Source organism: Nocardia brasiliensis (genome assembly GCF_011801125.1).
GTDB classification, from domain to species: domain Bacteria; phylum Actinomycetota; class Actinomycetes; order Mycobacteriales; family Mycobacteriaceae; genus Nocardia; species Nocardia brasiliensis_C.
Genome location: NZ_CP046171.1, coordinates 2242748 through 2269513 on the forward strand (window position 1 = coordinate 2242748; position 26766 = coordinate 2269513).

A 26766-nucleotide genomic window follows, 5' to 3' on the forward strand; every position below is an offset into this window, starting at 1 on the left:
ACCGCTCTAGGGTTCGTCGCATGAGTGAACCAACCACCTTCACGATGGCGACATTGCGGGATGCCGCAGGAACCGAACTCGGTGTGAGCGACTGGATTGTCGTCGACCAGGACCGGATCACCGCCTTCGCCGAGGCCACCGAGGATCGGCAGTGGATCCACGTCGACCGGGCTCGGGCGGCGAAGGGGCCGTTCGGCGCCACCATCGCGCACGGTTTCCTGACGCTGTCGTTGCTGCCGTGGATCAACGGGCAGCTCTTCCGGCTCGACGGCGCTCGGATGCGTATCAACTACGGCCTCAACAAGGTTCGGTTCCCGGCTCCGGTGCCCGCCGGCTCGCGCGTGCGCGGCCGGACTCGCATCGTCGGAGTCGATGCGGTGCCGGGCGGCCTGCAGGTGGTGCTCGCGACGACGGTCGAGTGTGAGGGTGTCGACAAGCCGGTCTGTGTCGCCGAATCCATCCTCCGCGCGCTGGAATGACCTGCCCTGGCTGAACAGCGGTGTGGCATGATCTAGTGGAACTCGTTCTAGTTATTGCCGCCGGCGCGGGAGGCTCACGATGACGAACCCACGGTCGGCCGCGGTGCTGCGACGGTTCGCCAGGCGGGTACCGGACATCGCCGAGGTGCCGGGCGGACGGCTGCAAGAGCTGCCAGGACGGGGCCGGACCTACGTGGTCGACATCGCCGGACCGGCGGGCGCTCCCACGCTGGTGCTGTTGCACGGCACGGCCTGCACCGCCTATCTCGGCTGGTTCCCGTCGCTGGCCGCGCTCTCGGCGCACTACCGGGTGATCCTGTTCGACCAGCGCTGGCATGGTCGCGGGATTCGCTCGGAGCACTTCGCGGTGGACGACTGTGCCGACGACGTGATCGCGGTGCTCGACGCGCTCGGCGTGGCGGGCGCGGTGTGCGTGGGATTCTCGTTGGGTGGAGTGGTGAGTCTCGCGGCCGCGCACCGGCATCCGGAGCGGGTGCGCGGGCTGGTGTTGTGCGCGACGCCGTATCGGTTCCAGGAAAAGTGGCGCGAGCGGGCCTTTCATCGTGGCTTCGGCGCGTTCGCCGCTGCCGTGCGGCCGTTCGCGTCCCGGCGGGTCGAGGAGTTCGCGGGCAAGCTGCCCGAGCTTCCGGAAATCGCCTGGGCGGCAGGAGGAATGGAGCGCTGGGCGTTCGGTGAATTCCGCAGCACCAGTGCGTGGGCGGTGGCTCAGGTGGTCGCGGAGGTGGCCCGGTTCGATGCGAGCGCCTGGCTGCCGGAGCTGACCATGCCGACCGCGGTCGTCATCACGACCCAGGATCGGGCCATTCCGGTCTATCGGCAGTTGGAGCTGGCGACCATGATTCCGCGGGCGAGCGTTCACCTGGTGAAAGCCGGGCATGCGGCCTGCGTGCTGCATGCGGATCGGTTCGTTCCGGTGCTGCTCGACGCTTGCGCGGCGGTCGCCGCGAGAATGTAGGCGGGGCTACCCTGTTCGGCGTCGATGGCGAACAGGTGCTATTCGGGAATCAGCCCAGTGCCCGTGCCGCGGTGAGCAATTCGTCGACGACCTCGGGCACCGCGTCGGCGAGCTCGGCGACATCGGGTACCAGTTCCTTGCAGGCGATGAAGCCGAAGTCCAGGTCATCGTTGTTCGACAGGACGGTCACTGTCAGTCCGGCGCCGTGAAAGACCGGCCCGAACGGGTACATACCGTGCACGCGCACACCGAGGAAGTACAGCGGCATCGGCGGGCCCGGCACATTCGACACCACCAGGTTGTGCACCACCGGGTGCCGCTCGGCCAGCTTCAGCGACGAGTACACCCGAGCCGCGAGCTGAAAGGTGTTCGGCGGCGCGTACTTCGACCAGTCCTGCAGGAAGTCGGCGCCGATGAGATCGTGCTCTGCCTTGGCGCCGCGGTTCTCCTCGGCGACCTGCAGCAGGCGTTGCACCGGGTCCGCGATATCGGTGCCCAGCCGCGCGAACAGTGTTGACACCTTGTTGATTCCCGCGGTGTGGCGCGAGGATTCGTGCACCGAGACCGGTACCGAGGCGACCAGCGAGCGGTCCGGTAGTTCGTCGTGCTTGTCCAGGTACGTGCGCAACACGCCCGCGACGATCGTCAGCACCACATCGTTGATCTTCACGCCGAACGCGGACTTGATCTCTTTGACCGCGCCGAGTTCGGCCTCGGTGAACGCGACCGCGCGGTGCGGGGTGATGGCGAGGTTGAACGGCGTGCGCGGCGCCGAGAACGGTAAGGCCATGCCCGCCTTGTCATTTCGTCGTCGCTGCGCGAAACCGGCCACCATGCCGACGGTTTTCGGCACCATGCCGACGATGCCCGCCTTGGTCGGGAACTTGACCACCGCCTTGGCCAGCAGTTGCCAGTCGCTGGGGCTCGGCTCCGGCTGCCACGGTTCGGCGGGCGGCGTCTTGGCCGCGTTCGGCTCCAGATCGCACAGGTGCATCATCATGTTGGTACCGGTGATGCCGTCCACGGCGGCGTGGTGGTATTTGCAGATCACCGCGACCTTGCCGTCGTCGAGGCCCTCGACCACCGACATCTCCCACAGCGGCCGGTCTCGATCCATCGGGCGGCTGGCGATGTCGCCGATCAGTTCGGCCAATTCGCGGCGACCCGCCGGCGCGGCGATGCCGATGCGCCGGATGTGGTAGTCCAGATCGAAGTTCTGATCCTCGACCCACACCGGATGGTCCAGGTTGAACGGCACCTCGTACACGCGTCGGCGCATCTGCGGGATCAGTGGTAGTCGCCTGCCGAGTTCGGCCTTGAATCTGTCGAAGGAATAGTCCCCTGACGTGGGGTCGAGGAGGATCAGCGCACAGACGTGCAGGTGCTGCGTCCCGGTTTCCAAATAGAGAAAACTGGCATCCAATCCGGTGAGTCGTTCCATAGCCGAAGCCTACTAGAACGCGTTCTAATATTGCCTCGTACGAAAGAGTGCTTCTATATGTAACCCGAAGTTCTACTTATGTGTATGATGATTGCTACGGCCATGCAGGAAGGTGTGCGGCGAAGCGGCCGGGCCTCGCCGCTGGAAGCGTGAGTGACGAGGAGTATCGATGAAGCTACTTCGCAGGGGAGAGCGGCGCCCGGACATCGATCCGGGTGAGGTCGCGCTCCAGGCGCGCAATGTGCAATTCGACTGGGCTGACACCCCACTGCACTGGATGCCTGGCGAGCCGATCGCCTCGCACCTGATCAACTCGCTGAACCTGCTCCTGCCCGAGGGGGAGCGCATGTTCTGCGCCGCCTACGGCGAGGCGCTGCCGTTCGTGAAGGACGAGAAGCTGCGCGAGGCCATGCTCGGCTTCATCGGCCAGGAATCCATGCACGCCGAAACGCACGACAAGGTGCTGCACGAGGTGCTCACCGCGCACGGCGTCGATCCGCAGCCCTATGTGCGGCAAGCCGAATACCTCTTCCGTAAGACGTTGGGGCCCAGGGGCAACGAGGGAATCGCGGCCCGTCAGACGCTGGTCGAGCGGCTCACGGTGATCGCCTGCCTCGAGCACTTCTTCGCCTACCTCGGCGACTGGGTGCTCAATGCCGATCTGGAGAAGTTCGACGCCGAGCCGCGCATCGCGGACCTGTTCCGCTGGCACGGGGCCGAGGAAGTCGAACACCGGCACGTCGCCCACGATGTCGCCGTCTACTTCGGCGCGGGCTATCTGCGGCGCGCGGCGATCATGATGTTCATCTTCCCCACCTTCATCGCCCTGGTGGCGCGCGGTACGAAATACATGGTGCATCAGGATCCGGCGCTGCCCGACCTCGGCTACCCGCGGTTGCTCAAACGAGTGCTCGGCGCGATGTGGCGCGGCGCGCTGCCCGGGGTGCCCTCACTGCTGTGGAGCGCGGTGACCACCTTCAAGCCGGGTTATAACCCTGGCTCGGTCGGGTCTACCGCGCAGGCTGTCGCCTACCTGGCGAAATCGCCAGCCGCGCAAGCGATCGCGTCATGACGGGTGCGGTGGTGAGCCATCGGCCCATCCCCGGGCAGTTGCCCGCCGATCTGTTCGGCAAGCCCGTTCAGGATCGTGCGGTGCGGGTGCTCGACGCGGTCGCCTCGGCGCGACTGCGCTGGACCACGCTGATCAACCGGCGCGATCTCACGCCCCGGGTGGATGATCGGCGCATGTCGCTGGTGGTCACCGAACGCCGGATCGAGGCGCACGACCAGGATGTGGTGAGCCTGCGCCTGGCGGCGCCGGATCAGCGTGAGCTGCCGCCGTGGCGGCCGGGCGCGCATCTGGATCTCGAGCTGCCCTCCGGCCGGCTGCGCCAGTATTCGCTGTGCGGCGATCCGGCCGACACCCGCGCGTATCGCGTTGCGGTGCGGCGGATTCCGGACGGTCTCGGCGGCTCGATGGAGGTGCACGACGCGCTGCCGGTCGGCGCGCGGATCACCGTGCGTGGCCCGCGCAATGCCTTTCCGTTCGCCGTGCCCGGCTACGGATCGCCCGCCGGGCGTTTGCATTTCGTCGCGGGCGGCATCGGCATCACGCCGATCCTGCCGATGGCGCGGCTGGCGCATCGGCTCGGTATCGACTGGTCGATGGTGTACACCGGCCGCAGCCGCGACACCATTCCGTTCCTCGACGAGATCGCCGGATTCGGTGACCGTGTCACCGTGCGCACCGACGACGAGCACGGCCTGCCCGACGCGGCCGCGCTGCTGCCCGGCGTCGGCCCGGAGACCGCGGTCTACTGCTGCGGTCCCGTTCCGATGACCACCGCGGTGGCCGCCGCGGCGCGCGAAATGCCCGGCGTGGAACTGCATTCCGAACGCTTCTCGCCGCCGCCGATCATCGACGGCGTGCCCTTCGAGATCGAGCTCGCCTCGACCGGCGAGGTGGTCGAGGTGGCCGCGGATCGCTCGGCCCTGGACACCATCCTGGCAGCCAGGCCGGACCGGCCGTATTCGTGTCGCCAGGGCTTCTGCCGCACCTGCAAGGTGCGGGTACTCGCAGGCACACCGGAGCATCGCGAAACCGTCCTCACCGCGGCCGAACACGAGGCGGGCGAGATGCTCGTCTGTGTATCCCGTTCCGCCGGTGGGCGACTGGTGCTCGATCTGTAACCACGACCTCTGGTCACCAAGGAGAAACCCCGATGACGACCATCGATCAGCCGGAGCTGGTAGCCGCCGAGCGCACCGTGCGCAGCGGTGAATTCGAGCTCGCTGTCTACGAATACGGCGACCCGGCCGCCGACACCGTGCTCCTCGTACACGGTTGGCCCGACACCAATCACCTGTGGGACGCGGTGGTGCCGCTGCTCGCGCGTCGCTTCCACGTCGTCACCTACGACACCAGGGGCCACGGCCGCTCCACCCGCACCAGGCGCACCCAGGACTTCCGGCTCGACCACCTCGCCGCCGACTTCTACGCGGTCGCCGACGCGGTCAGCCCGGACCGGCCGGTGCATGTGCTCGCCCACGACTGGGGTTCGGTGCAGGTGTGGGAGGCGGTGTGCGAACCGCAGGCCAGCGTGCGCGTGGCCTCGTTCACCTCGGTGTCGGGGCCGAATCTCGACCATATCGGGCACTGGATGCGCGACCGGCTGTCCAAGCCGACACCGCGCAACATCTGGCAGCCGTTCACCCAGCTGCTGTCCTCGGCCTACACCTTCTTCTTTATGACGCCGGGCCTGCCGCGGGCGGTGTTCGGTCTGCTCGGCACCGAACAGCGCTGGCAGCGGGTGGTCGCGATCATGAACGAGACCGCGCCGTCGAAGGTGAAGCTGGGGCCGACGTTCCGGCAGGACTCCGTCGACGGCCTGCTGATCTACCGCGCGAACATCGTGCAGCGCATGCTTTCTCCCCGCGAGCGGCGCACCGAGGTGCCGGTGCAGCTGATCGTCGCGGGTCGCGACGTGGCGGTCCGGCCCGCGGGCTTCGACGACGAGAACAAGTGGGTGCGCAAGCTGTGGCGGCGTGACGTGCCCGCCGGGCACTGGATGCCGTTCTCACACCCGGAATTGCTGGCCACCGCGGCGACCGAGCTGATCGACACGGTCAACGGCGCCACTGCGCCGCGCGGGCTCCGGCGGGCCGAAGTCGGCCGCAGCGCAATGCCGTTCGAGGATCAACTGGTGGTCATCACCGGCGGCGGCAGCGGCATCGGACGCGAGACCGCGCTCGCGCTCGCCCGGCGTGGTGCCGAGATCGTGCTTTCGGACATCAATCTCGTCGCCGCCAAGGAGACCGCGGCGCTGATCGCCGCGGAAAACGGTGTGGCGCATGCCTATCAGCTCGACGTCTCCGATCAGGACGCCGTGCAGGAGCACGCCACGGCCGTGCTGGAAACCCATGGCGTGCCGGACATCCTGATCAACAATGCCGGAGTCGGCCAGGCGGGCGGGTTCTTCGACACCTCGGCGGCGGAGTTCGATCGCGTCATGCGGATCAACCTCGGCGGTGTGGTGAACGGGTGCCGCGCCTTCGGTTCCGCGATGGCCGAACGCGGTCTCGGCGGGCACATCGTCAACCTGTCCAGCATGGCGGCCTACAGCCCGCAGCAGAACTTCAGTGCCTACTCCACCAGCAAGTCGGCCGTCTTCATGTTCTCCGACTGCCTGCGTGCGGAGCTGGCCGGCCGCGGCATCTCCGTGCACACCATCTGCCCGGGCATCGTGCACACCAATATCGTTGCCAACACCAGGTTTTCGGGTCTCAGTGTGGAAGAGGAGCGGCGCAAGCAGGAGAAGTACGACAACCTCTACCGCAGGCGCAGTTACGGACCGGAGAAGGTGGCCGAGCAGATCGTGCGCGCCGTCGAGAAGGACCGCAGCATCGTCCCGGTCACGCCGGAGGCGCGGTTGCAGTACCACTTCAGCAGGCTCGCGCCCGCTGTCGGCCGGTTCGTCGCGGCGCGGGTGAAGCTCACCTGACCCGCCGCACTCAGGGCAGGGTGCGCAGCTGCGCCTCGATGGCCGCGACGCGCTCGGCGTCGACACCCCACGGGTGCTCGACGCCGACCCTGCGGTCCAGGTCCCACAGCACGCACTCCTCGCCGGGCGCGGCCACCAGTGCCCAGGCCACCACGGTGCGGCCGAGCTGCTGACCCATCGTGCCGTGTGCGGGGTTCGGCGGCCCGGCGCCCTCCGGGAAATGGTGCAGGAAACGGCCGTAGGCGGCCGCGCAGAACGCGGCATAGCGTTCGGTGCAGAGAATGAGTCCGTGCCACGCCTCGTCCACCGCGTGTGAGGACATACCGATCACCTGTCCGTCCCGCATCGCCGCTCCACAGCAGCGCAGCCACTGCCGCAATCCGGTCGCCACCAATTCGCGTGGCTGCCACGGACAGGTCTTGAAAACGGCATCGGGCAATTCCAGCGCGGCGACCGCGGCATCGACCTCGGTCAGGTCGACTTTTCGCGGTCGCGCTCCGCGCAAACCGAAAGACAGCACAGTTCACTGTACGCAGCAGGCCGGGAACGCTACCGTTCATGAATGAGTGTGCTTGTCGGCCTGATTCTCCTCATGGCGATCCTCATGCTGGTGGCGATCATTGTGGTGCCGCTGGTCATCCTCGGCGTGGTTCGCAATTCGACGCGCAATGCGCGCATTCCGCCGTTCGGGGTGCAGCCAGGTGGCCATCCCCGTAGGCACAGCGGGGGATACGAGAATTCGGATCCGTACTGGGCCGCCGGCGCTGCCGGATTCGGCAGCGATTCCGGCCCGGACAGCAGTTGCGCCGGCGGGTGGGATTCCGGGCCCGGCGGCCATCATCACGGCGGGCATCACGACAGCGGCAACGGGGGCAGTGGCAGTAGCTGCGGTGGTGGCAGTAGCTGTGGCGGGGGCAGTGGTAGTAGCTGTGGCGGGGGCAGTAGTTGTGGTGGGGGTAGCTCCTGACGGTTACGCGCTGAGCGGAATCGCGACCGACGGCTTGACCTCAACAAAACTAGAGGTTCCATGCTGGCTTTGTCGAAGCTCGGCAGATCAGCGATGGAGGATGTCATGCGGGCCGTACACGCAGTGGAATTCGGTGGGCCGGAAGTACTCACGGTGCGTGAGGTGCCCGAGCCTGTCGCCGGGCCGGGACAGGTGGTCGTCACGGTGGCTGCCGCCGATGTGATGTTCCTCGACACCAGGCTGCGCGGCGGCTGGGGTGGCGACTTCTTCCGGCTGGAGCCGCCGTATGTGCCGGGTGGCGCGGTGTCGGGTGTCGTCACCGAGGTCGGCGCCGACGTCGACTCGTCGTGGCTCGGGCGGCGGGTCGCCACCTCGACCGCGGCCAGCCGGGTCGGCGGCGGCCGGCCGATCGGTGGGTATGCCGAGAAGGCGCTGGCCGGCGTCGAGACGCTCACCGCGGTACCCGAGGGGCTCAGTGCCGCCCAAGCCGTCGCGCTCGTCCATGACGGCACCACCGCGCTCGCGGTATTCGACCGCGCCGCCATCCGCCCCGGCGAATGGGTGTTGATCACCGCGGCCGGTGGCGGACTCGGCACCTTGCTGATCCAGCTGGCGCGGGCCGCGGGCGCGCACGTGATCGCCGCCGCGCGCGGCGGCGCCAAACTCGAACTGGCCCAACGACTCGGTGCCGAGATTGTGCTCGACTACACCGAATCCGGCTGGGCGGCCACGGCGCGCGCGGCCACCGGTGGCGGCGGCGTGCAGGTTGTTCTGGACGGTGCCGGTGGTGCGCTGGGCGAGGCGGCTCTCGACGCCGTCGCGGACCACGGCCGGTTCCTCGGATACGGCGTTTCGGCAGGCGAATTCGCCGAGCCCGACGCCGATGTTGTGGCGGCGCACGACATCACCGTCTACGGCTTGTTCGATCTCACGAACGGCGACACCGACTGGCAGGGGCTAGCCCAGCGTTCGCTCGCCGAGGCAGCCGCCGGACGTCTGGAAGTCGTGGTAGGACAGACGTTTTCGCTTGAGGAGGCCGCGCACGCACACGCTGCCATCGAATCGCGGACCGCGCTCGGACGCACCTTGCTGACCGTCGAATCCGCTGTCTGAGACCGATCGGTTCGACGGTCTGGCGGGCACCCTGGCTCGGCGCTAGGGTGCCCTGCGTGGAGACTCTGATCGTTGTGGGTGTAGTCGTTCTTGTGCTCGTTGTCGTCGTCGCTGTCGTGCAAATCGCCAGCAGACCCCCGTCCGACGGGAACCGTTGGGAGCGGGAGGATCCCGACGACTACGACGAAGAATGGGACGACCGGCGCGACGGCTACGGCGAGGACGACGACTACGACGAATACCGCCGCGACTGAGCTTGCTCAGCCGACCGGCGTCAGCACCACCACAGCAATGGGCCGCTTCGTCTGCTTCTGGTATTCCGTGTAGCGACCCTGGTTCACCTTGTCGACCAAGGCGAACCGGCGGGCATACTCCGAATCCTCGGGATACGTGGCCCGCGCGGTCACCCGCGTCGTGCGTCGCCCCACCTGGATCTCGCACTCCGGACGCGCCTTCAGATTCGCCAGCCACCCCGGCGGGCGCGGCGAACCGCCGTTGGACGCCGTGACCAGATAGTCCGCCCCATCGCGCGCATAGGTCAGCGCCGACGTCCGCGCCTGCCCCGTCTTGCGCCCCACCGTCCGCAGCAGCAACGTCGGATTCCCGAACAGGATTCGATGGCCGACCAGCCCGCCACTGTTCTCGTACACCCACTGATGCACCTTCAGCACATTCGCGAACACACTGGCCATGGTCCAAACCCTCCATACGGTTGCGGGACACCTCACCCTAACCGCCACCCCCAGCACCTCCACCCGCCCCGCGGGTCCAAGTGGTGTCCGCCCCACCCGAGCCGGTACCATCCCCGAAGCTGCGGAACCTCCCCGCAGCCCCGGGGCGGTAGCTCAGTCGGTTAGAGCCGTGGACTCATAATCCATTGGTCGTGGGTTCGAGCCCCACCCGCCCCACAAACCCCCTCTGAACTCCTGGAGTACGGGTCACTCGCCACCCAGGCCTGCGAGAGCACCCCACGCGGTCATGGTTTCGGCTCGTTCTGGTCGCGTATCTGGAAACCGCCCGGGCCAGGGGTGCTGAGGAGGAATCGGGTGCGCATACGGTCGAAGAGTTCGGGGTAATCCGGTCCGAATGTGAATGCGGCACAGCGCTCGGCTTCGTAGGCTTCGGGCTACTCGTTGGTTCTTTCGGCGGTCGAGTCCGTGCCGGTCGTGGCAGGACCGAGATCTGTGGGAGGGCCGTTGTGCGAACTGCCCTTGCGGGAGTCGTCGATGAAGTCGTGCCAGGTCGACGGTGTGCCGTCCTCGATGACGGGTTCCTCGGTCGGTGGTTGCTGGTCGGGTGTGCTGGGGGTCTGGTCTGGGGGTTTGGACCCGGCGCTGGATTGCGCGAGAACACCGGCTCCGATAGCCGCCAGCACGATGCCGAGCAAAACGGGCTTGCGTTTCATGATTCCCGCTGGACATCGTCCGGACCGAAGTTGCTTAGGAATTCGGTTCGGATGCGGTCGAAGAGTTGCCGATAGTCGGGTCCGTAGGTTTCGGCAGTAAACCGGACGGCGTCGAAGGCGGCTTTGACGGGGTCGGGTTGATCAACGGCGACGATGTAGGAGCCGGTCGCGGTGTGCTGGGGGATTCTTTCGCTGTTGCCGGCGAAGCCTGGCACGACGGTCAGGGTGATGGCGGGGTCGGTGTCGATGCGGTGGCGCAGTAATGAGGCGTTGGCGAAGTCCGGTGGCGGAGTGATGTCGTGGTCCATTGCGTCGAGGGCAGCCCGGAAGTCGGCGTGGGCGGTGAGTCCGGCGCGTTCGAACGCGCGGTGTGCACACCAGCGGGCCAGGTCGTGCTGGCGGCGCGGGGGGATCGCGTCGATGTCGTCGACGAGGTCGCGGTCCCAGTCGGCAACCACCGACGCTGAGTAGTAGCGGATGTGGTCGGCGGTCACGTCCGGGCTGGGTGGACGTCCGCTCCAGGTACCCCGTTGGGCATAGACGGCGTGGGCCTGGGGACTGTCGTGGTGGACCTTGACTTGCTGGTTGTCGGGGCCGGTGATGTAGACGTGGTCGTAGTCGAGCACGGGAATGGTTTTGGCCGGTGGCCTGCCGGGGCCGCTGGCGGTGTGCAGGCTGGTGATCACGCCCATCCCGCCGTCATCGCGGGCAGGTATGAGCTGAATCTGGATCAGGTAGGTCTCGCTGGGTTCGGTGACGTCGATGTCGTAGTTGAGGTCGCGTCCGCGGGCATGCACGCGGACTCGGTAGCGTCCGGGCGGGACGGGGGCGAATTGTTCGGCGACGTGTCCATCGAGGCTGATCACCAGCAGTTCCTCGGCGGACTCGATCACTGTTTCCTCGACGATGTCCCAGTCGGTGAGCTCGACGCCGCTTTCGGCGGTGGTGTCGAGGGTGAGAGTGACTGGGCCGTAGGCGATCCCGGCCTGGACGGCGACGAATCCGGGGCCGGTCCAGATCAGGTCGGATTCGGCGGTGATATCGGTGGGGTCGGTCGCGGCGGCGGTGAGCAGGAACTGGTGGTGATCGACACTCACCGCACCGGTTGGGGCCATGGTCAACGGAACCTCTTTCTGGCTGGTGTGGTCAGGAGTCCGTGGCGTAGAAACGGTCGCCGTCGAGGACCCGGTTCTTGGCGTAGAACCAGGCTAGATCCCGCCACCCCGCCTGTTATCGTTACTGGACATCAAACACATACTGATTGAGGTTCCCCCGCTGATCCGGAGAGCGGATTAGCTGGTTCCGGCCAGAACTCGTTGATGGTAGCTGGCTTCGTGCTCGTCGGGTGATCGCCAATCCAGCTTCTTCTGGATGCGTTGGGTGTTGTACCAGCCGTAATAGGAGAACAAGGCGTTCTCTGCGTCTTGCCTTGTGCGCCAAGAGTTCCGGTAGACCAGCTCGGTCTTCAGTGTGGAGAAGAAGTTCTCCATGAGCGCATTGTCGTAGCTGTCCCCGACCGAACCCATCGACTGAGCGATCCTGTTGTCGGACAACCTGTTCGCGAACCGAATCGCCGTGTAGGTCGAGCCGGCGGGCGGCCGTGGCGCACCTGATGCGCGTGCTCGAAGTGAGCGAGTGGTTCGCCTGCCGGGTGACCGGGCAACACCGAAGTCGGTACGGAAAGCCGTGCCGACTGCCGGCCACCGATGCCACCGGCCCTGGGCCGCATCGCCGATCAGACCGCGAACGTGCAGATCAATGAGAAAACCGTCGCGCGCACGAGCGCCGGTACCGTGCGATACTCGGTGCTCGAAGCGATCGCGCACGGGCCTCGAGGACGAGTCCCGGCGTGCTGATCGCGACCGGGTACTTCCCGGTGGCAGTGGCATGGAATTGGCACAGTGGCTGCAACCGGGCGACCGGCTGCGCCTGGAGATCGATGAGGTCGGCATGAGCGAACATCACATCGGAGAGGCGAACCACTGACATGCGCATCACCCAGGTAGCCGACTCCGTGTATGTCGTGGCGGGCACGAACGTCAATTGGTCGCTGGTCACCGACGGGTCCGGTGTCACCCTGGTCGACGCCGGTTATCCGAGGGACACCGAGGCGGTGCTCGATTCCATCCGGCAGATCGGCCACGAACTCGATGATCTGGCAGCGGTATTGGTGACGCACGCGCACCTCGACCACATCGGCGCCATCCCAACCCTGGTGCGCCGCACCGGAGTTCCGGTTTATACCGGTGCCGAAGAGGCGGCGCACGCTCGTCGCGAATATCTGCAGCAGGTCACTCCGGTCGAGATGGTCGGGTTGTTGCGCACGCCGGGCGGGCCGCGCTGGGTCGCCCAGACGGTGCGTGCGGTGGTGGGACACATCAAGATGAAAGTGCCCAGCGCTACCACCTACGACGATGACGCCCTTCGCGCGTTGCCGGGCGGGTTCACCGCGATACCGGCGCCGGGGCACACCTCGGGGCACACCGCCTACTTTCTGCCGGATCAGCAGATCCTGTTCAGCGGCGACGCGCTCGTCACCGGTCATCCGCTGCTGGCCACCTGCGGCCCGCAGCTGCTGCCGACGGTGTTCAATCACGACGAAGACCTCACCCGCCGCACCGCGGACGCCCTGCTCGGTTCCGCGCCACGCTTGATCGTCCCGGGGCATGGGGAGCCCGAGAAGCCAAGCGCCGCTTAGGTAATCGCGGAAGACCGCGTGCGGTCGACGGCTGCGGCGTCGACGTATTCCAGGTAGCCGCGCGAGGTGAAGCCGCGGCCTTGGAAGGTGCCGTGGCAGTGGTAGCCGATGATGTAGCCGCGTCCGACGCCGAAGCGCGGTGGTGAGTCGACGACGCCGTGCAGGATCAGGTCGGTGCCTGCCGTCCAGGTGAAACGGACGGGGAGGCGCATCGGTTTGCCGTAAGGGTCCACGGTGTCCTCCGCGGCGTACTCGGTGACCTCGAACCGGACCCGGTCGTGCGTGACCCAGGTGGGACCGCCCACCGAGCGGTGATAGGCCAGTGTCGCCAGCGGTTCACCCATGGCGTGGACATCGCACAGCAGTAGCTGCGTGCGGGCGTCGATGCCGACGACGTGGTAGGTGAAGAAATCGACCGGAACCTTTGCGGCCGGGCCGAACCGGCGGTCGAGCAGTCCGTGCGGGCCCAGGCACGCGGCGTATTCGAAGGTGCCGACGCCCGACACCGCGGTGGTGTCGCCCGCGGCGGTGATCTGGCCGTCGTATTCGACGAGCAGACTCACGTGGTCATAGAGCGGGGTGCGGGCGAACCACGCGACCTGCCCGGTCGCGCGTAGTCGCAGTTCCGCGGTGAGGTGCTCGGTGCGGACCGAAACCCGGAAGTCCGGGTAGGCGCCGCTGATGCTGAGTTCGGTACCGAAATCCAAGCGGGACCCATCGGGCTCGAGCCGGCACTGCTCGGTCATCGAATAGGCGCGATAGAACGCGGCATCGGGCGCCGCGGTCGAAGTCGATACTGTCACGGTGTCGCGCGGGGTGGTCGTGACGGACTCGTCGTTGTCGAACGCGGTCGCGCCGAGCAGTCCCGCGAGCACCATCGTGCTGAAGTAGCGGTGCGGTTCGGGCAGGTCGGGGAGCATCACGCCGTAGTGCGTCCATCCGTAGCGGTGCCCGCCGACGTGCGGTCGCAGCATCTCCGGCCGGGTGAACGGCCGGCCGGTGGCGCGAATCGCCGACTTCGACAGGTACGGCATCGCGTGGAAGATCGCCGGTTTCACCGTCCGCCAGAAAAGGTTCGGTCGCATGGGTCGAACCCTACCCAGTCGACGGGGCGTTGCCTAGCGAAAATCGGTTCGAATTTCGAACCGCTTGGTAGGGGTGGCCGACCTCCGCTGTGCGGTATTGGTTCAACGGGTGACGGAGTTCGGTGCTACGAGGACTGCTTGTCGGGGATGGCTTGCCGCGTCTCGAGGTGGTTCGCCCAACTGGCGGACCAGAGCTTCAACGGTGCAAGTGCCAGTAGCAGGTCCGCGCCGAGCGGCGTGAGTGTGTATCGCCCGTCTTCGTCGGTCGCCGCCACGTCTACCTCGACGAACTCGCGCAATCGCGTGCTGAGCACGCTCGTGGAGATTCCCTCCAGTGCCCGGCGGAGATCGCGAAACCCGATCGCGTCACCGCGCAGTTCCCACAGAACTCGGATCGCCCACCGCCGCCCCAGTAGATCGAACGCCGCCATCAACGGTTGCCCCGTGGTCGACCCACGGACCGCCGCGCCCGGCCTGGGAACTCGCGCCTCACCCATCCGCCCAGCCTACTGGCTCCATAGTGGTTCGGTTTTCAAACCGATGAGCCGATACTCAGCACTGCGGCGGGGGTGGGGCCGACCCTTCGGCGAGCTGGCGATGACGGCGGCCGCCGGGGACCGTGCGAGGTGCACGATCTATGACGAGCGGGTCTCTTATGCGCAGGCGCACGCGAAGTTTTAGGTCGCGCTGCAGGGCGTCGGACACCGTTGATCCCTGAACCGGGCTGGCGGGATGCGTTTGTGCTGGTGAGGGTGGTGGGCGGTAGTCTGGCCGTTCATCGGAGCAGAGGAGCGTGGGTGTTCAAGGTCAACGAGTACTTCGACGGGACGGTCAAGTCGCTGGCGTTCGAGACGGCGGACGGACCGGCGACCGTCGGGGTGATGGCGCCGGGGACGTACCAGTTCGGGACCTCGCAGCTGGAGATCATGCAGGTGGTTTCGGGCGCGCTGACCGTCAAACTGCCCGGCTCCGACGAGTTCGTGACCTACTCGGCCGGCGAGAAGTTCGAGGTGCCCGCGGACAGCAAGTTCGACGTCGAGGTGGCCGTCGCCACGGCGTACCTGTGCGAGTACCGCTGAGGTAGTTGTTCGATCAGGTCAGTGGGGACGCCGGTTGCCTTGCGGTGCAGGGGAGTCGGGTCGATTGATGTCGCTGACCTGAATCGGATCCGGGGCGTCCTGGTTGAACTGGTGTGTCGTGCGCCCGTTGTGTTTACGCCCCGTGTACTACGGTGACCCATTCGAGGGGATGGATCTCGCCGGGAGGTTCAGCGGTGCGTTGGGCAGATGCGGTGCCGACGTTGCCTATTCGTCCAGGAGCCCCTGTTCGCGAAGGTGGCTGAAAATCAATCGATCAACGGGCGACACGTGTTCGCGGTCGGAATCGACCGACCACACGACCTCGGCAATCTCACTTGCGGCTTGGATATCTCCGGTGAACTCCGCTGTGTAGCAAGTCATTCGAACGGTAACGCCTTCGGGATGGCCATGGGCTCGAGCTTCGAATGTGCCGACGTGGCGCGCGGTTGCGGGATCGATGCGAACGGTCAACTCCTCCCGCACCTCGCGTGCCAGCGTTTCGGTGTCGGATTCGCCGGGCTCCCGCTTCCCACCGGGCAGGTAGTAGACATCTTTGCCGTGGGATCGGGTGCTCAGCACTTTGCCGTTGACCAGATGTATCCAGGCCACCTTGTCGATCATGTCGCTGTTCCTCCTGGAGGGTGCGGTGCTGTCGGCAACGCTACTGCCGATTGCTGTCGACAATTGAGCGAGGCGACCAGATTCGTGGCTCCGTGACGAACATTGTCGTGGGTGCGTTTCTCGGTGTCACCGAAGTCGGCCGGCGGCAGCGGCTGAGTGCGGGCTAAGCCTCGAGCGGCGTGAGTGCCTGGCTCGGACCATGCGCCAGCATGTCGCACACGCGCTGCACCCACCGCGCCGTGGGCTGCCGCGCGCGTTCCGATCACTGTTGGCCGCGTTCCCGTTCACCCGTCGGTCGCGCTTTTCTCTCTGGCGAGCCCGGGGCAATCATCCCCTGACCAGCCCGTTCAGGAACCGTTCAGCGGCTGGTGAGCCCGCTCGCACATCATCGTTCGTGGGTGCCGGAAGCCCTGCGTCACAAACGCGTAAGGGGTCGTCGTGCCGAAACCCGCACTGGCCGCGACGGAGTCGCAGGCCCTGATGCCTCGACCCCGGCGCCCACTCATCGGATTCACCAGAAAGGCCCTGCTCGACCATGAATACCTCCCGCAAGCGGCTCGGTTTCGGACGCACCGTGCTGATCACCTCGACAGTCGTGTTGGGGCTGGCGGCTACGGCATGCTCGGCCAATGCCGACGACAAGACCCCGGTGGCGGCACCGGCGGTCAAGCCTGCGGTGCTGCTCGTGCACGGCGCGTTCGCCGATGCCTCGAGTTGGAGCAAGGTGGCTGATCGGCTGCAGCGTGACGGCTATCTGGTGCGTTCGGCCGCGGTTCCGTTGCGCGGACTCACCTACGACGCGGCTTATGTCCGCGGCATTTTGGATGGGATGCCCGATAAGACCCTCGTGGTCGGGCACTCCTACGGCGGTGCCGTGATCACCAATGCCGCAACGGGTTCGCCGAAGGCGGCCGGTCTGGTCTACATCGCCGCGTTCGCCCCGGACCAGGGCGAGAGTCTCGGTGAACTCGACGGCCGGTTCGGCGGGCCCGCCACCAAAATCACTGTGCCGCACGAGTACCCGCTGACGGACGGGCAGGGCAGCGCGCCCGAGCTGAGCATCGCCGCGGACAAGTTCGGCGAGTTCTTCGCGCAGGATCTGCCCGCGGGGGAGTCGGCGGTGCTTGCCGCCGGGCAGCGCCCGATCGCGGTCGCGTCGTTCACCGACAAGACCGCTGAGCCCGCCTGGAAATCGCTGCCGAGCTGGACCCTGGTCGCCGCGGACGATCGGATGATTCCACCCGCGGGACAGCGTGAGATGGCGGCCAGGATCAAGGCGACCGTCGTCGAAAGCCCCGGCAGCCACGCGATCGCGTTGTCCCAGCCGCAGGCCGTCGTCGACCTCATCGAAACCGCCGCCGCAGCGGTCGGCTGAGCTCAGCCGGTGACCGTGCCGCGCGCCGGACCAGCGGCGGGCGGCACGGCGCGACGTGCGCAATCGGCTGACGGACAAGGCAATTGACCCCTCCGCTGGTCCGGTCGACGGTTCGGTACGGTGGTTGTGATGGGGCAGCCGGGCGCCTCATGGCTCGACCGGGCGGTTCGCGGAGTGGGGAGACAGCATGGCCGATATCGAGGCGCAGGATCGGATCGAGGACATCGGCGCGGACTTCTACACCGATCCGCACACTTACTACCGGCGCTGGCGGGAGCACGGCCCGGTGGTCAGGGTGCGCTTCCCGACCGGAATGCCGGTGTGGTTGATCGTCAGGTATGCCGAGGCGCGGGCCGCGCTGGCCGACGCGCGGTTGCACAAGAGCCTGGCGGGAGTCGTGGAGGTGCAACGCCGCAAGACACCCGACCTGACGCTGAACGGCGATCTGCTGATGCTGGCTTCGCACATGCTGAACTCCGATCCGCCCGACCACACGCGGCTGCGCAAGATGGTGAACAAGACCTTCACCACGCGCCGGGTGGCGGCGATGCGGCCCCGGCTCGAGCAGATCACCGCCGCGCTGCTGGACGACATGGCGGGCCACGACGAGGTCGACCTGCTGGAGGTGTTCGCGACGCCGCTGCCGGTCACGGTGATCTGCGAGCTGCTCGGCGTGCCGTTCGCGGACCGCGACACCTTCCAATACTGGACGAAAGTGCTGGTCGGGGCGGTTGGCGGGGTGGAGGAACGGCGTCGTTGCGGTGCCGAGATCGCGCCGTACCTGCGTGCGCTGGCGCAGGCCAAGCGGGTCGAACCGGGCGAGGACCTGCTCTCCGGTCTGGTGCAGACCAGGGCCGATGGCGACCAGCTGTCCGACGAGGAGGTGGTCTCCATGGTCTTCCTGCTGCTGATCGCAGGCCATGAGACCACCGTCAACCTCATCAGCAATGGCACCTATTCGTTGCTGCGCAACGAATCCCAGTTCCAAGCCCTGCGCACGGACCCGGCGGCGATCCCGGCGGCGATCGAGGAGTTCCTGCGTTTCGAGGGCCCGGTCGATTGGGCGACCGTGCGCTACACCGCCGAGCCGATGGTGGTCGGCGAAACCGAGATCCCCGCAGGCGAATTCGTGTATGTCTCGCTCAATGCCGCGAACCGGGATCCGGCCAGGTGGGCCGATCCCGAAAAGGTCGACGTGACCGGCGAGACGGCCGGGCACCTGGCGTTCGGTCACGGCATCCACTTCTGCGTCGGCGCGCCGCTGGCCCGGCTCGAAGCCGAGATCGCGTTCACCGCTCTGCTGCAACGATTCCCGGACATGCGACTGGCCGTCGACGAGTCCGAGCTGCGCTGGCAGCCGAGCTTGCTCATTCGCGGCCTCGAAGCCCTCCCGGTCCGACTACATGGCTAGTGCCCTGAGCTTCCGGTCGGCCGCGCGCTGCGCGCGGTGGGCGAGGTCGGCCCCCCGTTCGAAGCCCTGCGCGGCGAGTTCCTGATGGGTCTGCGGGTCGTCGGTTTCACTGCCGTAGAGGAATCGCAGTGTGGACGTGGCGATCTGCGAGTATCCCGCGATGCCGTGGCGCAGTTGCAGCTCCATCGCCTCCCGGTAGCCACGGCGCTCATAGGTGCCCTCGCCGACGCCGGCGATCGCGATGAAGTGCAATTCGTCGACGGCACTGCCGCTTTCGGTCGCGGGATTCTCATAAGCCCAGCGGCGGCTGAACACCCGATCGATCCAGCCCTTCGCGAGGGCGGGCACGGACCACCAATACACCGGGAACAGCAGCGCGACGACGTCGGCGGATTCGATCAGCTCCTGTTCGCGGCGCACGTCGTCCGGGACCTCGCCGCGGAGCCGGTGCACCGCGAGGTCGGCCGCCGTGAAGACCGGGTCGAAGCCGGTCGCGGTCAAGTCATGCGTGCGAGCGTCGGTGGTGCCGCTCGACTGGATACCCTGCTCGACCGCGCGGGTGATGGTCCAGGTGGCCGAATCGTGGTCGGGGTGCGCGACCACGAGCAGGACGTTCGGTCGGCTCGATTCGTTCGTCATACGGCGAAGGTAAAGTATGACATCAACGTCAATGTCAAGGAGCGAGTCGGGTGCGGATCAGTGATCTGGCCGAAGCCACCGGTGCGAGTCCGCGCATGTTGCGGCACTACGAGAACGCGGGCGTGCTGACGCCCGAGCGCGATCCGAACGGCTATCGGCACTATCGGCCCGAGGACATCAAGACGGTGCACGATATCCGCTGTCTACTCGGCTCGGGGTTGTCGTTGGCCGAGGCCGCCGAGCTGATCCACATCGCCTGCACCGCGCCGCAGACCGCGACCGACGCCGATCGTGCGGCGGTGCTGGCCCAGCTCGACGAACGCCGCAAGCAGCTGGACATGGGCATCGAGCGGCTCCTCGTCGAACGCGCCAGCCTCGGCCAGCTCCGTGCGGATATCGCGGCCGGCCGGTAACCCACACGCCCTACACTGACGGCGTGTCTGTACGACAGCTGATCGCTGTGTCAATGTTCGCTCTGCTCGCTCCGTTCGGCGCGACCGGCTGCACCGCGGAGGGCCAGGGCGCCAAGACCGAATGCAACTTCGGCGGCTGCACCGTGACCTTCGCGCGCGGCGTGGACGCCAAGGCCAGCATCCTCGGTGTCGACGCGGAACTGGTTGCCGTCAACGGGAATACGGTCAGCCTGCGGGTCGCGGGTCAGGAGGTGAGCGTGCCGCTCGGTGAGACCCAGCCCGCCGACGGCGTCAACGCCACGGTGCAGGAGGTCACCAATGACAAAGTCGTGGTGAAGTTCTCGACCGGGATCACCACGGGCTGACGAGCACAGTGGGCAGGCCAGAGCGGGAAACTCCCACTCTGGCCTGCCTTTTCGGGGTTGGCGTGACCGCCGGCGGTTAGGGCGGTGTCACCTCCGGTCCCCGAGTCCGAAGGGCCAATCCCCGGCAGGATCGGGCACTTCGGGGCTCTGTTGCAGACCTTGGCTGCCGAGGCTGCCCGGGTAGAGATACTTGGAGGCGGGCCGCCGCCTACCGTTCAGCCAGGCGTCGAAGAACCCGGTCAGGTCCTCCTTGGTCCGGGACTGGACGAACTGGCGCAACTCCGGGATCGAGGCGTTGCCGTGCCGATGGCTCTGCGCGAAATCGCGGACGGCGGTGAAGAAGACGTCATCACCGATGGCGCGGCGCAGCGCGTGCAGGAACAGCGGACCGCGGGAGTACACGGTGGTGAACTCCCTGCCCTTGCCCGGGTCGTACAGCGGTGTCGCCCAAACATTTTGCTGGTCGGCGCGGGCAAGGGCGCTGCGATAGATCTGGTCTGCGTTGCGGTGGTCGATCCGTTCCGGCCACAGGATGTCGGCGGTGTAGCTGGCGAAGCACTCGTTGAGGCAGACGTCGCGCCAATCCTTGATCGACACCGAGTCACCCCACCACTGATGGGCGTTCTCGTGGATGACCGTGTTCAGGTCGGTCCACGGCGCGTAGATCGGCCGGGTCTGGGTCTCCAGCGAGAACTGCAGGTTGGTGTCCACGTAGATGCCGCCGCCGGATTCGAACGGGTACGGCCCGTAGAGCTGTTCGGCGAGGCCTAGCACGGCGGGCAGCTTCTTCTCCAGCTCCTGCTTGTTCCTCGCCGACGGCGCGAAGAAGCTCTCCAAAGGCGTTTTGCCCGAGAGGTTCTGGTTGAGGCGGGTGAATTTGTCGATGGCGACCGTGGTCAGGTAGCCGACGATCGGGTCCTTCGCCTGCCAGGTGACGGTGTGCTTGCCCGAACCCGCGGGCGTGTCGGAGGTGCGCACTCCGTTCGACGCGACGTCCCAGCCGGTCGGCACGGTGGCGCGCACGGTTATGGTGGACTTGTCCAGCGGTGTGTCGTTCAGCGGGAACCACGTGGTGGCCGAATGCGGTTCGCCCGCGGCGAAGGCGCCGCCGCTCGGCGAGTAGGTCCAGCCGTTGCCCTTGGTGTCCGGTGCGGTGCCCGCGTAGTCGACGACGACCTTGAACGGCTGCCCGGTCGGCAGCGCGGCACTCGGGGTCACCACCAGTTCGTGCTCGCCTTCGCGGGTGAAGCGGGCGGTTTGACCGTTGACGGTGACGGAGCCGACCGCGGGACCGGCGAAATCGAGATTGAACCTGGAAAGGTCCTGTGTCGCTTTCGCGGTGATCGTGGTCTTGCCCGTCAACCGGTGGCTCGACGGGTTGTAGTCGATGGCGACGTCGTAGTCGAGCGCGTCGTACCCGCCGTTGCCGTCCTTCGGGTAGTACGGATCACCCAGGCCGTCGGATCCCGGAGTTCCTGCGGCGGAGACCGATTCGCCGGGCGCCCGCGGCGCGGGGTCGGCCAGTACCGGCGCGCCCGTCGCCACGAGGGTGGCCGCGACGGCCGCAACGGAGATGACCGCGGGTCGGGACCGCAGTAACGCGGGGATCGGCAGGTACCTGCCCGATGGTTTTCTGATTCGCATGGGACACAACCATTTCGGTAGAGGGCGTAGTGCTGGACGCGACGGTTCAGCGGTGGTCGAGGTGCTTGGTCTCGTTCCAGCTGTCGAGCACCCGGTCGGTGTCGCCCGCGTCGACGAATACCGACCACAGCTCGGGCTGCCTGCCGTGCCCGTCGCCGGTCACCTCGACCAGGTAGGCGGGAACGGCCACGCTCTGCGCATCGTCACGGGCGGCCAGCTTCGGGTCGTACCAGACGGGAAGCGCGGTGGCGGCGTGGAATTCGTCGATCGGCGCGTGCGTGCGGCTCGCCATCGCCCGGCGTGCCGTGATCGCTGCCGCGGGTGGTGCGGCGGTGCCGGGCGCGAACGCGCCGCGCGAGTGCTGCGCCAATGCGCCGGTGACCGAGAGCAGCGCACCGGCGGGATCGAGCGCCGCGGCGACCGACGCGCCGTAGACCCGAATCGAGTCGATCTCCTGCCGCATTCGGACCGTGGCGCCCTCGCCGATCGCGAACACCGCGTCGACCACGAGTGCCCCTACCGACCCGGCACCGAAGAGCTGCCGGATGCCCTCCGCCCACGCGGCCGCGACGGCGGTGGCTTCAGCGGGTACCCCGGAGGGCGGCGGAACCGGGGTATCCGGCACCACCTGCGTGACGATGCCCTGGTGGTCGGTCAGCACCGTCATGGGCACGGTGGTGAGCTCGCCGCCTTCGGGATGCCGGGAATTCATACTCAAGTAGAACCACATTCGAGGTGGTCATTCGAGTGGGGAAGGACTGGGGAAGCCATTCGACAAATCGCTCGGCCGAGAATTCCGGGAATTGTGAAAAGAAATGGTGGCGCAGGAGTACGCCGGCTGGTTGCGGTGCGCCGGACTCCGGTGCCGCAATCCCATCTGCCGAAGCGTGTGGCATTCGCTTGCGCGACAACGCCACTCGCCTCGGCAACGACGAGATCACGGTACCGAAGCGCCGACACCGCGAGACCGCGGGATGCAAGGTTCGATTCGCATGTCCCACCCGGGATTACGTGATCGAGTCGCGCTTCACTTGCACTGCAACCGATCGTTGATCCGGGTCGCGAAATCCTGCCAATTCGCGGCATTCTGCCTGGCCATGTCGTGGATGAGATTCAGGCAGTGCTCCGGGATCCGGTCGGCCAGATCGACGGACTGGGTCGGCGTGCGCGGGCTGGCGTCGAGCCAGCGCAGCAGGGTTCGCCCGGTCTCGGTGAGCCGCAACGACGGGTCGCGGCGCAAGCTCTGCAACACCGAGGCGGGGCACACCCGCGGCGCGGCGGCCGGCTCGGCGGGCCGGTGCGTCCCGGCGGGGCTGTCACAGGGTTCGGTGCGGCGCTGGCGATTTCCGTCGGCTCGGCGCACCCGGCGCATCCGGCCGTCGCGGCCTAGTCGCTGGCCGGTCTGGGGAACATCCCCAGATGATTGTCTGCGCACCGCGCCGACCGTCTTGTGGTCGAGGCCGGCCACCTCGGCGACTTTGCGATCCGACCACAGCGGATACATCCGCATGATCCGCAGCGAGGCGGCTTTGCGGTCGATCACCGACAGCGGCAGGCCGTGCGCGATGTTGGCCTGCACCGCGAGCACGAAGGCCTCCTCCTCCGTGCCGTCGAAGAAGCGCACCCGGATGACCCTGGCCCCCTTCAGTTTTGCCGCCTGCAGACGATGTGCGCCGTCGATGAGCCGCATCGTGCCGCGATGCACCAGAATCGGCGGCAGCTCGGTCTCCGTTGCCGCGAGCACCTGCGTATGCGCGGAGTCTTCGGCACGTACCCGGAGCGCGCCGCCGATGTCTATGGACTCGATGGGGATCTCGACGACTACGTCGGTGACCCCCACTCTCGTATCGTCGTTGTCCACGTTCAACCTGTGTTCACTCACGGCGGTACTCCTGCGTCGAAGCCGAGATCACATTCCGTAGCAATTCCGCACCGCCACTGTCGATCCGAAGCGCTGATGGCGGGACGAATCGGTGCAGGAGCCACGGCGCGGTGCCGGGGCAGACGGTGACTTTGTAGCGCGGACAGCAATATTTCACATTCGCAGCAAGACGGCAACGATACGGTGTCCAAACGTTCATACAATCGCGATGTTCGGGCGCGTCACGGAATGGCGCACTTGCGCTATTCAGTGAATGGTGTTCATCCGGCCGACAAGGGCCCTGATCGCCGGAAACCGCCAGTTCCGACCGTCCGTCCCCGCTGGGCGGACACGCCGCCGGACCATAGGTCCATCTATCGAAAGTGTCATGTCCGGGCGATTCCGATGTGCTTGTCTGCCAGTTGATCTGCGGTGGCGCGGCAGATCGCCTATCATCGGATGACCTACTCATCCGTGTGACGGACGGAGGGCTCTTTGGCCGCATTTTCCGACGATTGCCCTCATCAGCAACGATTTCCGTGAGGCGGCTCGTTGCGGTGTCCCCGTATAAGCGGTAGCGCGGCAAACCTCCAGCGCTACAACCACACTACTGCTCGACCGTCGGCCAAAGCTTCGCATGTCCTCCGGCGCGAATCAACCGCGCGGAATCGTGGCCCACGGTAAAATGTGCGGTGCGTCGGGTCCGCGTGGTCGGATCGGATTCCGTCACTCGGACAATTCTTCCACAATATGTCGGCAACCAACTCGGGTGTCGGCGACTACATTCTTTCCTCCGCTCATTCGCTGCGTGTAACGGTGCGTTCACGAGCCATTCTTTCGTGGCTGACACCGTTCCGATCGGCTCAACAGCAGGCGAACTTCCTTTGTCTGTGCACCGGTCCCGCGTTTGATCGAGAGGAATGTTGTGTCACAGTCGGATTCAGGTTTTGCCAGACGCCGTTTCCTCGGCGCGACGCTGGGTGCCGCCGCGTTGGCCGGCGGTTTGCAGGCATTTCCGCCCGACATGATGGAAGCGCTCGCCGCGCCCAATCGGAAGGGCACGATCGGTGACGTCGAGCACGTCGTGATCCTGATGCAGGAGAACCGCTCCTTCGATCATTATTTCGGCACGATGCGCGGGGTGCGCGGACTCGGTGACGCCTCGGTGGTGGCGAGACCGGACGGTCGCGACGTCTATCACCAGCCCGCCGACGGGCGCGCCGACGGGGGCTATCTGCTGCCGTTCCATGTGGACACCAAGGTGGTCGACGGCCAAGATCTCGGCGATCTGCCGCACGGCTGGGACGATCAGCATCGCGCGGTCCACGGTGGCTGGAGCGACGGCTGGACCGCGGCGAAGGGGGAGATGGCGATGGGCTACTTCACCGCCGCGGACATCCCGTTCCACCGCGCGCTCGCCGACGCGTACACGGTCTGCGACCACTACCACTGCTCGGTGCTCGGGCCTACCACACCCAACCGGCTCTATCACTGGACCGGAACCATCGATCCGGACGGGCAGCACGGCGGGCCCGCGATCAGCAATCCGTCCGACTACCGGCCCGTCTATCGGTGGACAACCTATCCGGAACGGCTGCTGGACAAGGGGATCAGCTGGAAGGTCTACGCCAACGACGAGGTGGGCGACGATTCCGGGCACCCGTTCGTCGGCGACTACGGGGACAACCCGCTGTGGCTCTTCGACGCCTACCATGACTCGAACAACTCCGAACTCGCCGCGCGGGCAAAGGTATTCGGCGCGCACAACTGGAAGCCGGACTCCGGGCGCGGCAAGGATGTCGAGCACGTGCTCGCCGAGTTCCTCGGCGACTGTAAGGCGAACAGGCTTCCGCAGGTGTCCTGGATCGTCGCGCCCTACGGCTATTCCGAGCATCCCGCGGCGCGTCCGGTCGACGGCGCGGCCTACACCTCCGCGGTGTTGAAAGCCCTGTGGGCCAACCAGAATCTGTGGAACTCGACCGCCGTGCTGATCAACTTCGATGAGAACGACGGCTTTTTCGACCATGTGCCGCCGCCGATGGCGCCGCCCGGCACCCCGGGCGAGTACGTCGACGGCAGGCCCATCGGCCTCGGCCCCCGGGTGCCGATGCTGGTCATCTCGCCGTGGAGCCGCGGCGGCTGGGTGAATTCGCAGGTGTACGACCACACTTCGGTGATTCGCTTCCTGGAGAAATGGACGGGGGTTAACGAGCCGAACATCTCCGCGTGGCGGCGCTCGATCTGCGGCGACCTCACCGGCTGCTTCGATTTCGGCAAGACCGACACGACCGTTCCAATGCTGCCCGACGCCAACGCGCTGCGGGCACAGGCCGACGCCACCCAGCGCACGTTGCCCGCACCCGCACCGCCGCCTACCGGTGCGCAACGCCCGCCGGTGCAGGAATCCGGCACCCGCCCGGCCCGCCCGCTGCCTTACGCGCCGGCGGTCAACGCGACCTTGACCCCGGAGGGCTTGCTCGTCACCGCGTTCCGCAACACCGGTACCGCCGATCTGCAACTGGCCGCCTACCGGGCCGACGGACATACCGACGGGCCATGGCACTACGATGTGATAGCGGGGACGACGGTCACCGACACCTGGAATATCCCGACCTACCCCGGCAAGAAGTACGGCATCGCGGTGCACGGCCCCAACCGGTTCCTCTGGCGGCTGGCAGGCACCTCGACGGGTCCGCTCGAGGTCACCGCCGCCTACACCCCCGACTACAAGCTGCAGCTGTCGATGACGAACAAGGGCTCCACCGAAGCGACCGTCACCGTCAAAGCGAACAGCTACCGCACCGACGGCCCGTGGACCTACCGCCTCGCGCCCGGAAAGACCACGGTCGACACCTGGAACGCCCTGAGCCACGGCAAGGGCTGGTACGACCTGTCCCTAACCGTCGACATCGACCCGACCTACGAACGCCACTTCCGTGGCCACATCGAGAACGGTCAGCCAAGCGTGACCGGCTGACCGGGCCCGGACACCTCGTAGCGCGCCCCGCTCACCGTCGTTCGGGCCGCGCCGGTTATGGCTTGTCCAGGTCGGGGATGTCCGCTGGTCGGGTGGCTGGACTGGTCGGGGAGGTGAGTGGGCTGACCTGGGGGCGGGGGTCTCGTAGGGTGGGTCTTGGATTGCCCACTTGCCGTGGTTCGGGCTGTGCTGGTTGTGGCATGGTTCGGGGCGGCC

General features: G+C 66.9%; 27 protein-coding genes and 1 tRNA gene. 15 read left to right on the forward strand and 13 right to left on the reverse strand.

Annotated elements, in window-relative coordinates; all coding sequences use genetic code 11:
• Positions 1-20 precede the first annotated feature (20 nt).
• Positions 21-479 carry a MaoC family dehydratase gene (locus F5X71_RS10100; RefSeq protein WP_167461699.1) on the forward strand — a complete coding sequence of 153 codons (459 nt, stop codon included), beginning with the start codon at positions 21-23 and terminating at the stop codon, positions 477-479.
• Positions 480-558: 79 nt separating this feature from the next.
• Positions 559-1455, forward strand: coding sequence for an alpha/beta fold hydrolase (locus F5X71_RS10105; protein ID WP_167461700.1), 897 nt, complete (start codon positions 559-561; stop codon positions 1453-1455).
• Between the two features lie 49 nt (positions 1456-1504).
• Here the strand turns inward: F5X71_RS10105 and F5X71_RS10110 are convergent, their stop codons facing one another.
• On the reverse strand, positions 1505-2896 hold the full coding sequence (locus F5X71_RS10110; RefSeq protein WP_167461701.1) for a WS/DGAT/MGAT family O-acyltransferase: 1392 nt from the start codon (positions 2894-2896) through the stop codon (positions 1505-1507).
• A 169-nt stretch (positions 2897-3065) separates the two neighbouring features.
• On the opposite strand from F5X71_RS10110, the gene F5X71_RS10115 reads away from it, so the two are divergent.
• From F5X71_RS10115 to F5X71_RS10125, 3 genes are read left to right on the forward strand one after another with little or no spacing between them, the layout of a single operon-like run.
• On the forward strand, positions 3066-3968 hold the full coding sequence (locus tag F5X71_RS10115; RefSeq protein ID WP_167461702.1) for a metal-dependent hydrolase: 903 nt from the start codon (positions 3066-3068) through the stop codon (positions 3966-3968).
• On the forward strand, positions 3965-5086 hold the full coding sequence (locus F5X71_RS10120; RefSeq protein ID WP_167461703.1) for a PDR/VanB family oxidoreductase: 1122 nt from the start codon (positions 3965-3967) through the stop codon (positions 5084-5086). Before F5X71_RS10115 ends, F5X71_RS10120 begins: the two co-directional genes overlap by 4 nt.
• A gap of 32 nt (positions 5087-5118) precedes the next feature.
• Positions 5119-6897 carry an SDR family oxidoreductase gene (locus F5X71_RS10125; RefSeq protein WP_167461704.1) on the forward strand — a complete coding sequence of 593 codons (1779 nt, stop codon included), beginning with the start codon at positions 5119-5121 and terminating at the stop codon, positions 6895-6897.
• Positions 6898-6907: 10 nt separating this feature from the next.
• Here F5X71_RS10125 and F5X71_RS10130 read toward each other — a convergent pair whose 3' ends face one another.
• A complete protein-coding gene (locus tag F5X71_RS10130) occupies positions 6908-7417 on the reverse strand; it encodes a hypothetical protein (RefSeq protein WP_238815819.1) in 510 nt (169 codons plus the stop codon).
• Positions 7418-7969: 552 nt separating this feature from the next.
• On the opposite strand from F5X71_RS10130, the gene F5X71_RS10140 reads away from it, so the two are divergent.
• Together F5X71_RS10140 and F5X71_RS10145 are read left to right on the forward strand one after the other, a co-directional pair.
• Positions 7970-8977: a zinc-binding dehydrogenase gene (locus tag F5X71_RS10140; RefSeq protein ID WP_167461705.1), complete on the forward strand. Its 1008-nt coding sequence runs from the start codon at positions 7970-7972 to the stop codon at positions 8975-8977.
• 56 nt (positions 8978-9033) lie between these two features.
• On the forward strand, positions 9034-9231 hold the full coding sequence (locus tag F5X71_RS10145; RefSeq protein WP_167461706.1) for a hypothetical protein: 198 nt from the start codon (positions 9034-9036) through the stop codon (positions 9229-9231).
• Positions 9232-9237: 6 nt separating this feature from the next.
• Here F5X71_RS10145 and F5X71_RS10150 read toward each other — a convergent pair whose 3' ends face one another.
• On the reverse strand, positions 9238-9669 hold the full coding sequence (locus F5X71_RS10150; RefSeq protein ID WP_167461707.1) for a nitroreductase family deazaflavin-dependent oxidoreductase: 432 nt from the start codon (positions 9667-9669) through the stop codon (positions 9238-9240).
• A 142-nt stretch (positions 9670-9811) separates the two neighbouring features.
• Between F5X71_RS10150 and F5X71_RS10155 the strand changes: the two genes are divergently transcribed.
• A tRNA-Ile gene (locus F5X71_RS10155) sits at positions 9812-9885 on the forward strand.
• Between the two features lie 218 nt (positions 9886-10103).
• On the opposite strand, the gene F5X71_RS10160 is transcribed toward F5X71_RS10155, so the two are convergent.
• The 3 genes from F5X71_RS10160 to F5X71_RS37720 all read right to left on the reverse strand — a co-directional run bounded on the left by F5X71_RS10160 (position 10104) and on the right by F5X71_RS37720 (position 11935).
• Entirely contained in the window at positions 10104-10382 is a 279-nt protein-coding gene (locus F5X71_RS10160) for a hypothetical protein (RefSeq protein WP_167461708.1), read from the reverse strand.
• Positions 10379-11503 carry a hypothetical protein gene (locus F5X71_RS10165; protein ID WP_167461709.1) on the reverse strand — a complete coding sequence of 375 codons (1125 nt, stop codon included), beginning with the start codon at positions 11501-11503 and terminating at the stop codon, positions 10379-10381. Before F5X71_RS10165 ends, F5X71_RS10160 begins: the two co-directional genes overlap by 4 nt.
• 171 nt (positions 11504-11674) lie before the next feature.
• Positions 11675-11935 (reverse strand): IS3 family transposase, encoded by a 261-nt coding sequence (locus F5X71_RS37720; protein WP_428981484.1) that lies wholly within the window; start codon positions 11933-11935, stop codon positions 11675-11677.
• A gap of 434 nt (positions 11936-12369) precedes the next feature.
• Here F5X71_RS37720 and F5X71_RS10175 point away from each other — a divergent pair, with 434 nt between their 5' ends.
• Positions 12370-13080, forward strand: coding sequence for an MBL fold metallo-hydrolase (locus F5X71_RS10175; RefSeq protein ID WP_167461711.1), 711 nt, complete (start codon positions 12370-12372; stop codon positions 13078-13080).
• On the opposite strand, the gene F5X71_RS10180 is transcribed toward F5X71_RS10175, so the two are convergent.
• Complete coding sequence (locus F5X71_RS10180) at positions 13077-14165, reverse strand: DUF6670 family protein (RefSeq protein WP_167461712.1); 1089 nt, start codon at positions 14163-14165, stop codon at positions 13077-13079. The two genes, F5X71_RS10175 and F5X71_RS10180, sit on opposite strands and share 4 nt — an antisense overlap.
• 125 nt (positions 14166-14290) lie before the next feature.
• Positions 14291-14662: a winged helix-turn-helix transcriptional regulator gene (locus F5X71_RS10185; protein ID WP_167461713.1), complete on the reverse strand. Its 372-nt coding sequence runs from the start codon at positions 14660-14662 to the stop codon at positions 14291-14293.
• A 300-nt stretch (positions 14663-14962) separates the two neighbouring features.
• On the opposite strand from F5X71_RS10185, the gene F5X71_RS10190 reads away from it, so the two are divergent.
• Positions 14963-15244 (forward strand): pyrimidine/purine nucleoside phosphorylase, encoded by a 282-nt coding sequence (locus F5X71_RS10190; protein WP_167461714.1) that lies wholly within the window; start codon positions 14963-14965, stop codon positions 15242-15244.
• Positions 15245-15469: 225 nt separating this feature from the next.
• Here the strand turns inward: F5X71_RS10190 and F5X71_RS10195 are convergent, their stop codons facing one another.
• Positions 15470-15865, reverse strand: a complete 396-nt coding sequence (locus F5X71_RS10195; protein WP_167461715.1) for an NUDIX hydrolase — start codon at positions 15863-15865, stop codon at positions 15470-15472.
• A gap of 535 nt (positions 15866-16400) precedes the next feature.
• On the opposite strand from F5X71_RS10195, the gene F5X71_RS10200 reads away from it, so the two are divergent.
• Entirely contained in the window at positions 16401-17240 is an 840-nt protein-coding gene (locus tag F5X71_RS10200; RefSeq protein ID WP_167461716.1) for an alpha/beta fold hydrolase, read from the forward strand.
• A 187-nt stretch (positions 17241-17427) separates the two neighbouring features.
• A complete protein-coding gene (locus tag F5X71_RS10205; RefSeq protein WP_167461717.1) occupies positions 17428-18651 on the forward strand; it encodes a cytochrome P450 family protein in 1224 nt (407 codons plus the stop codon).
• Here the strand turns inward: F5X71_RS10205 and F5X71_RS10210 are convergent.
• Positions 18640-19290, reverse strand: a complete 651-nt coding sequence (locus F5X71_RS10210; RefSeq protein WP_167461718.1) for an NAD(P)H-dependent oxidoreductase — start codon at positions 19288-19290, stop codon at positions 18640-18642. The two genes, F5X71_RS10205 and F5X71_RS10210, sit on opposite strands and share 12 nt — an antisense overlap.
• A gap of 50 nt (positions 19291-19340) precedes the next feature.
• Between F5X71_RS10210 and F5X71_RS10215 the strand changes: the two genes are divergently transcribed.
• Together F5X71_RS10215 and F5X71_RS10220 are read left to right on the forward strand one after the other, a co-directional pair.
• Positions 19341-19703: a MerR family transcriptional regulator gene (locus tag F5X71_RS10215; RefSeq protein WP_167461719.1), complete on the forward strand. Its 363-nt coding sequence runs from the start codon at positions 19341-19343 to the stop codon at positions 19701-19703.
• Between the two features lie 23 nt (positions 19704-19726).
• Positions 19727-20068: a hypothetical protein gene (locus tag F5X71_RS10220; protein ID WP_238815820.1), complete on the forward strand. Its 342-nt coding sequence runs from the start codon at positions 19727-19729 to the stop codon at positions 20066-20068.
• An 87-nt stretch (positions 20069-20155) separates the two neighbouring features.
• On the opposite strand, the gene F5X71_RS10225 is transcribed toward F5X71_RS10220, so the two are convergent.
• The 3 genes from F5X71_RS10225 to F5X71_RS10235 form a co-directional block, all read right to left on the reverse strand.
• Positions 20156-21712: a M1 family metallopeptidase gene (locus F5X71_RS10225; RefSeq protein WP_167461720.1), complete on the reverse strand. Its 1557-nt coding sequence runs from the start codon at positions 21710-21712 to the stop codon at positions 20156-20158.
• A gap of 46 nt (positions 21713-21758) precedes the next feature.
• Entirely contained in the window at positions 21759-22430 is a 672-nt protein-coding gene (locus F5X71_RS10230; RefSeq protein WP_167461721.1) for a hypothetical protein, read from the reverse strand.
• A gap of 309 nt (positions 22431-22739) precedes the next feature.
• On the reverse strand, positions 22740-23594 hold the full coding sequence (locus F5X71_RS10235) for a ParB/RepB/Spo0J family partition protein (protein WP_203218278.1): 855 nt from the start codon (positions 23592-23594) through the stop codon (positions 22740-22742).
• Positions 23595-24498: 904 nt separating this feature from the next.
• On the opposite strand from F5X71_RS10235, the gene F5X71_RS10240 reads away from it, so the two are divergent.
• On the forward strand, positions 24499-26550 hold the full coding sequence (locus tag F5X71_RS10240; protein WP_167461722.1) for a phosphocholine-specific phospholipase C: 2052 nt from the start codon (positions 24499-24501) through the stop codon (positions 26548-26550).
• Positions 26551-26766: the final 216 nt, after the last annotated feature.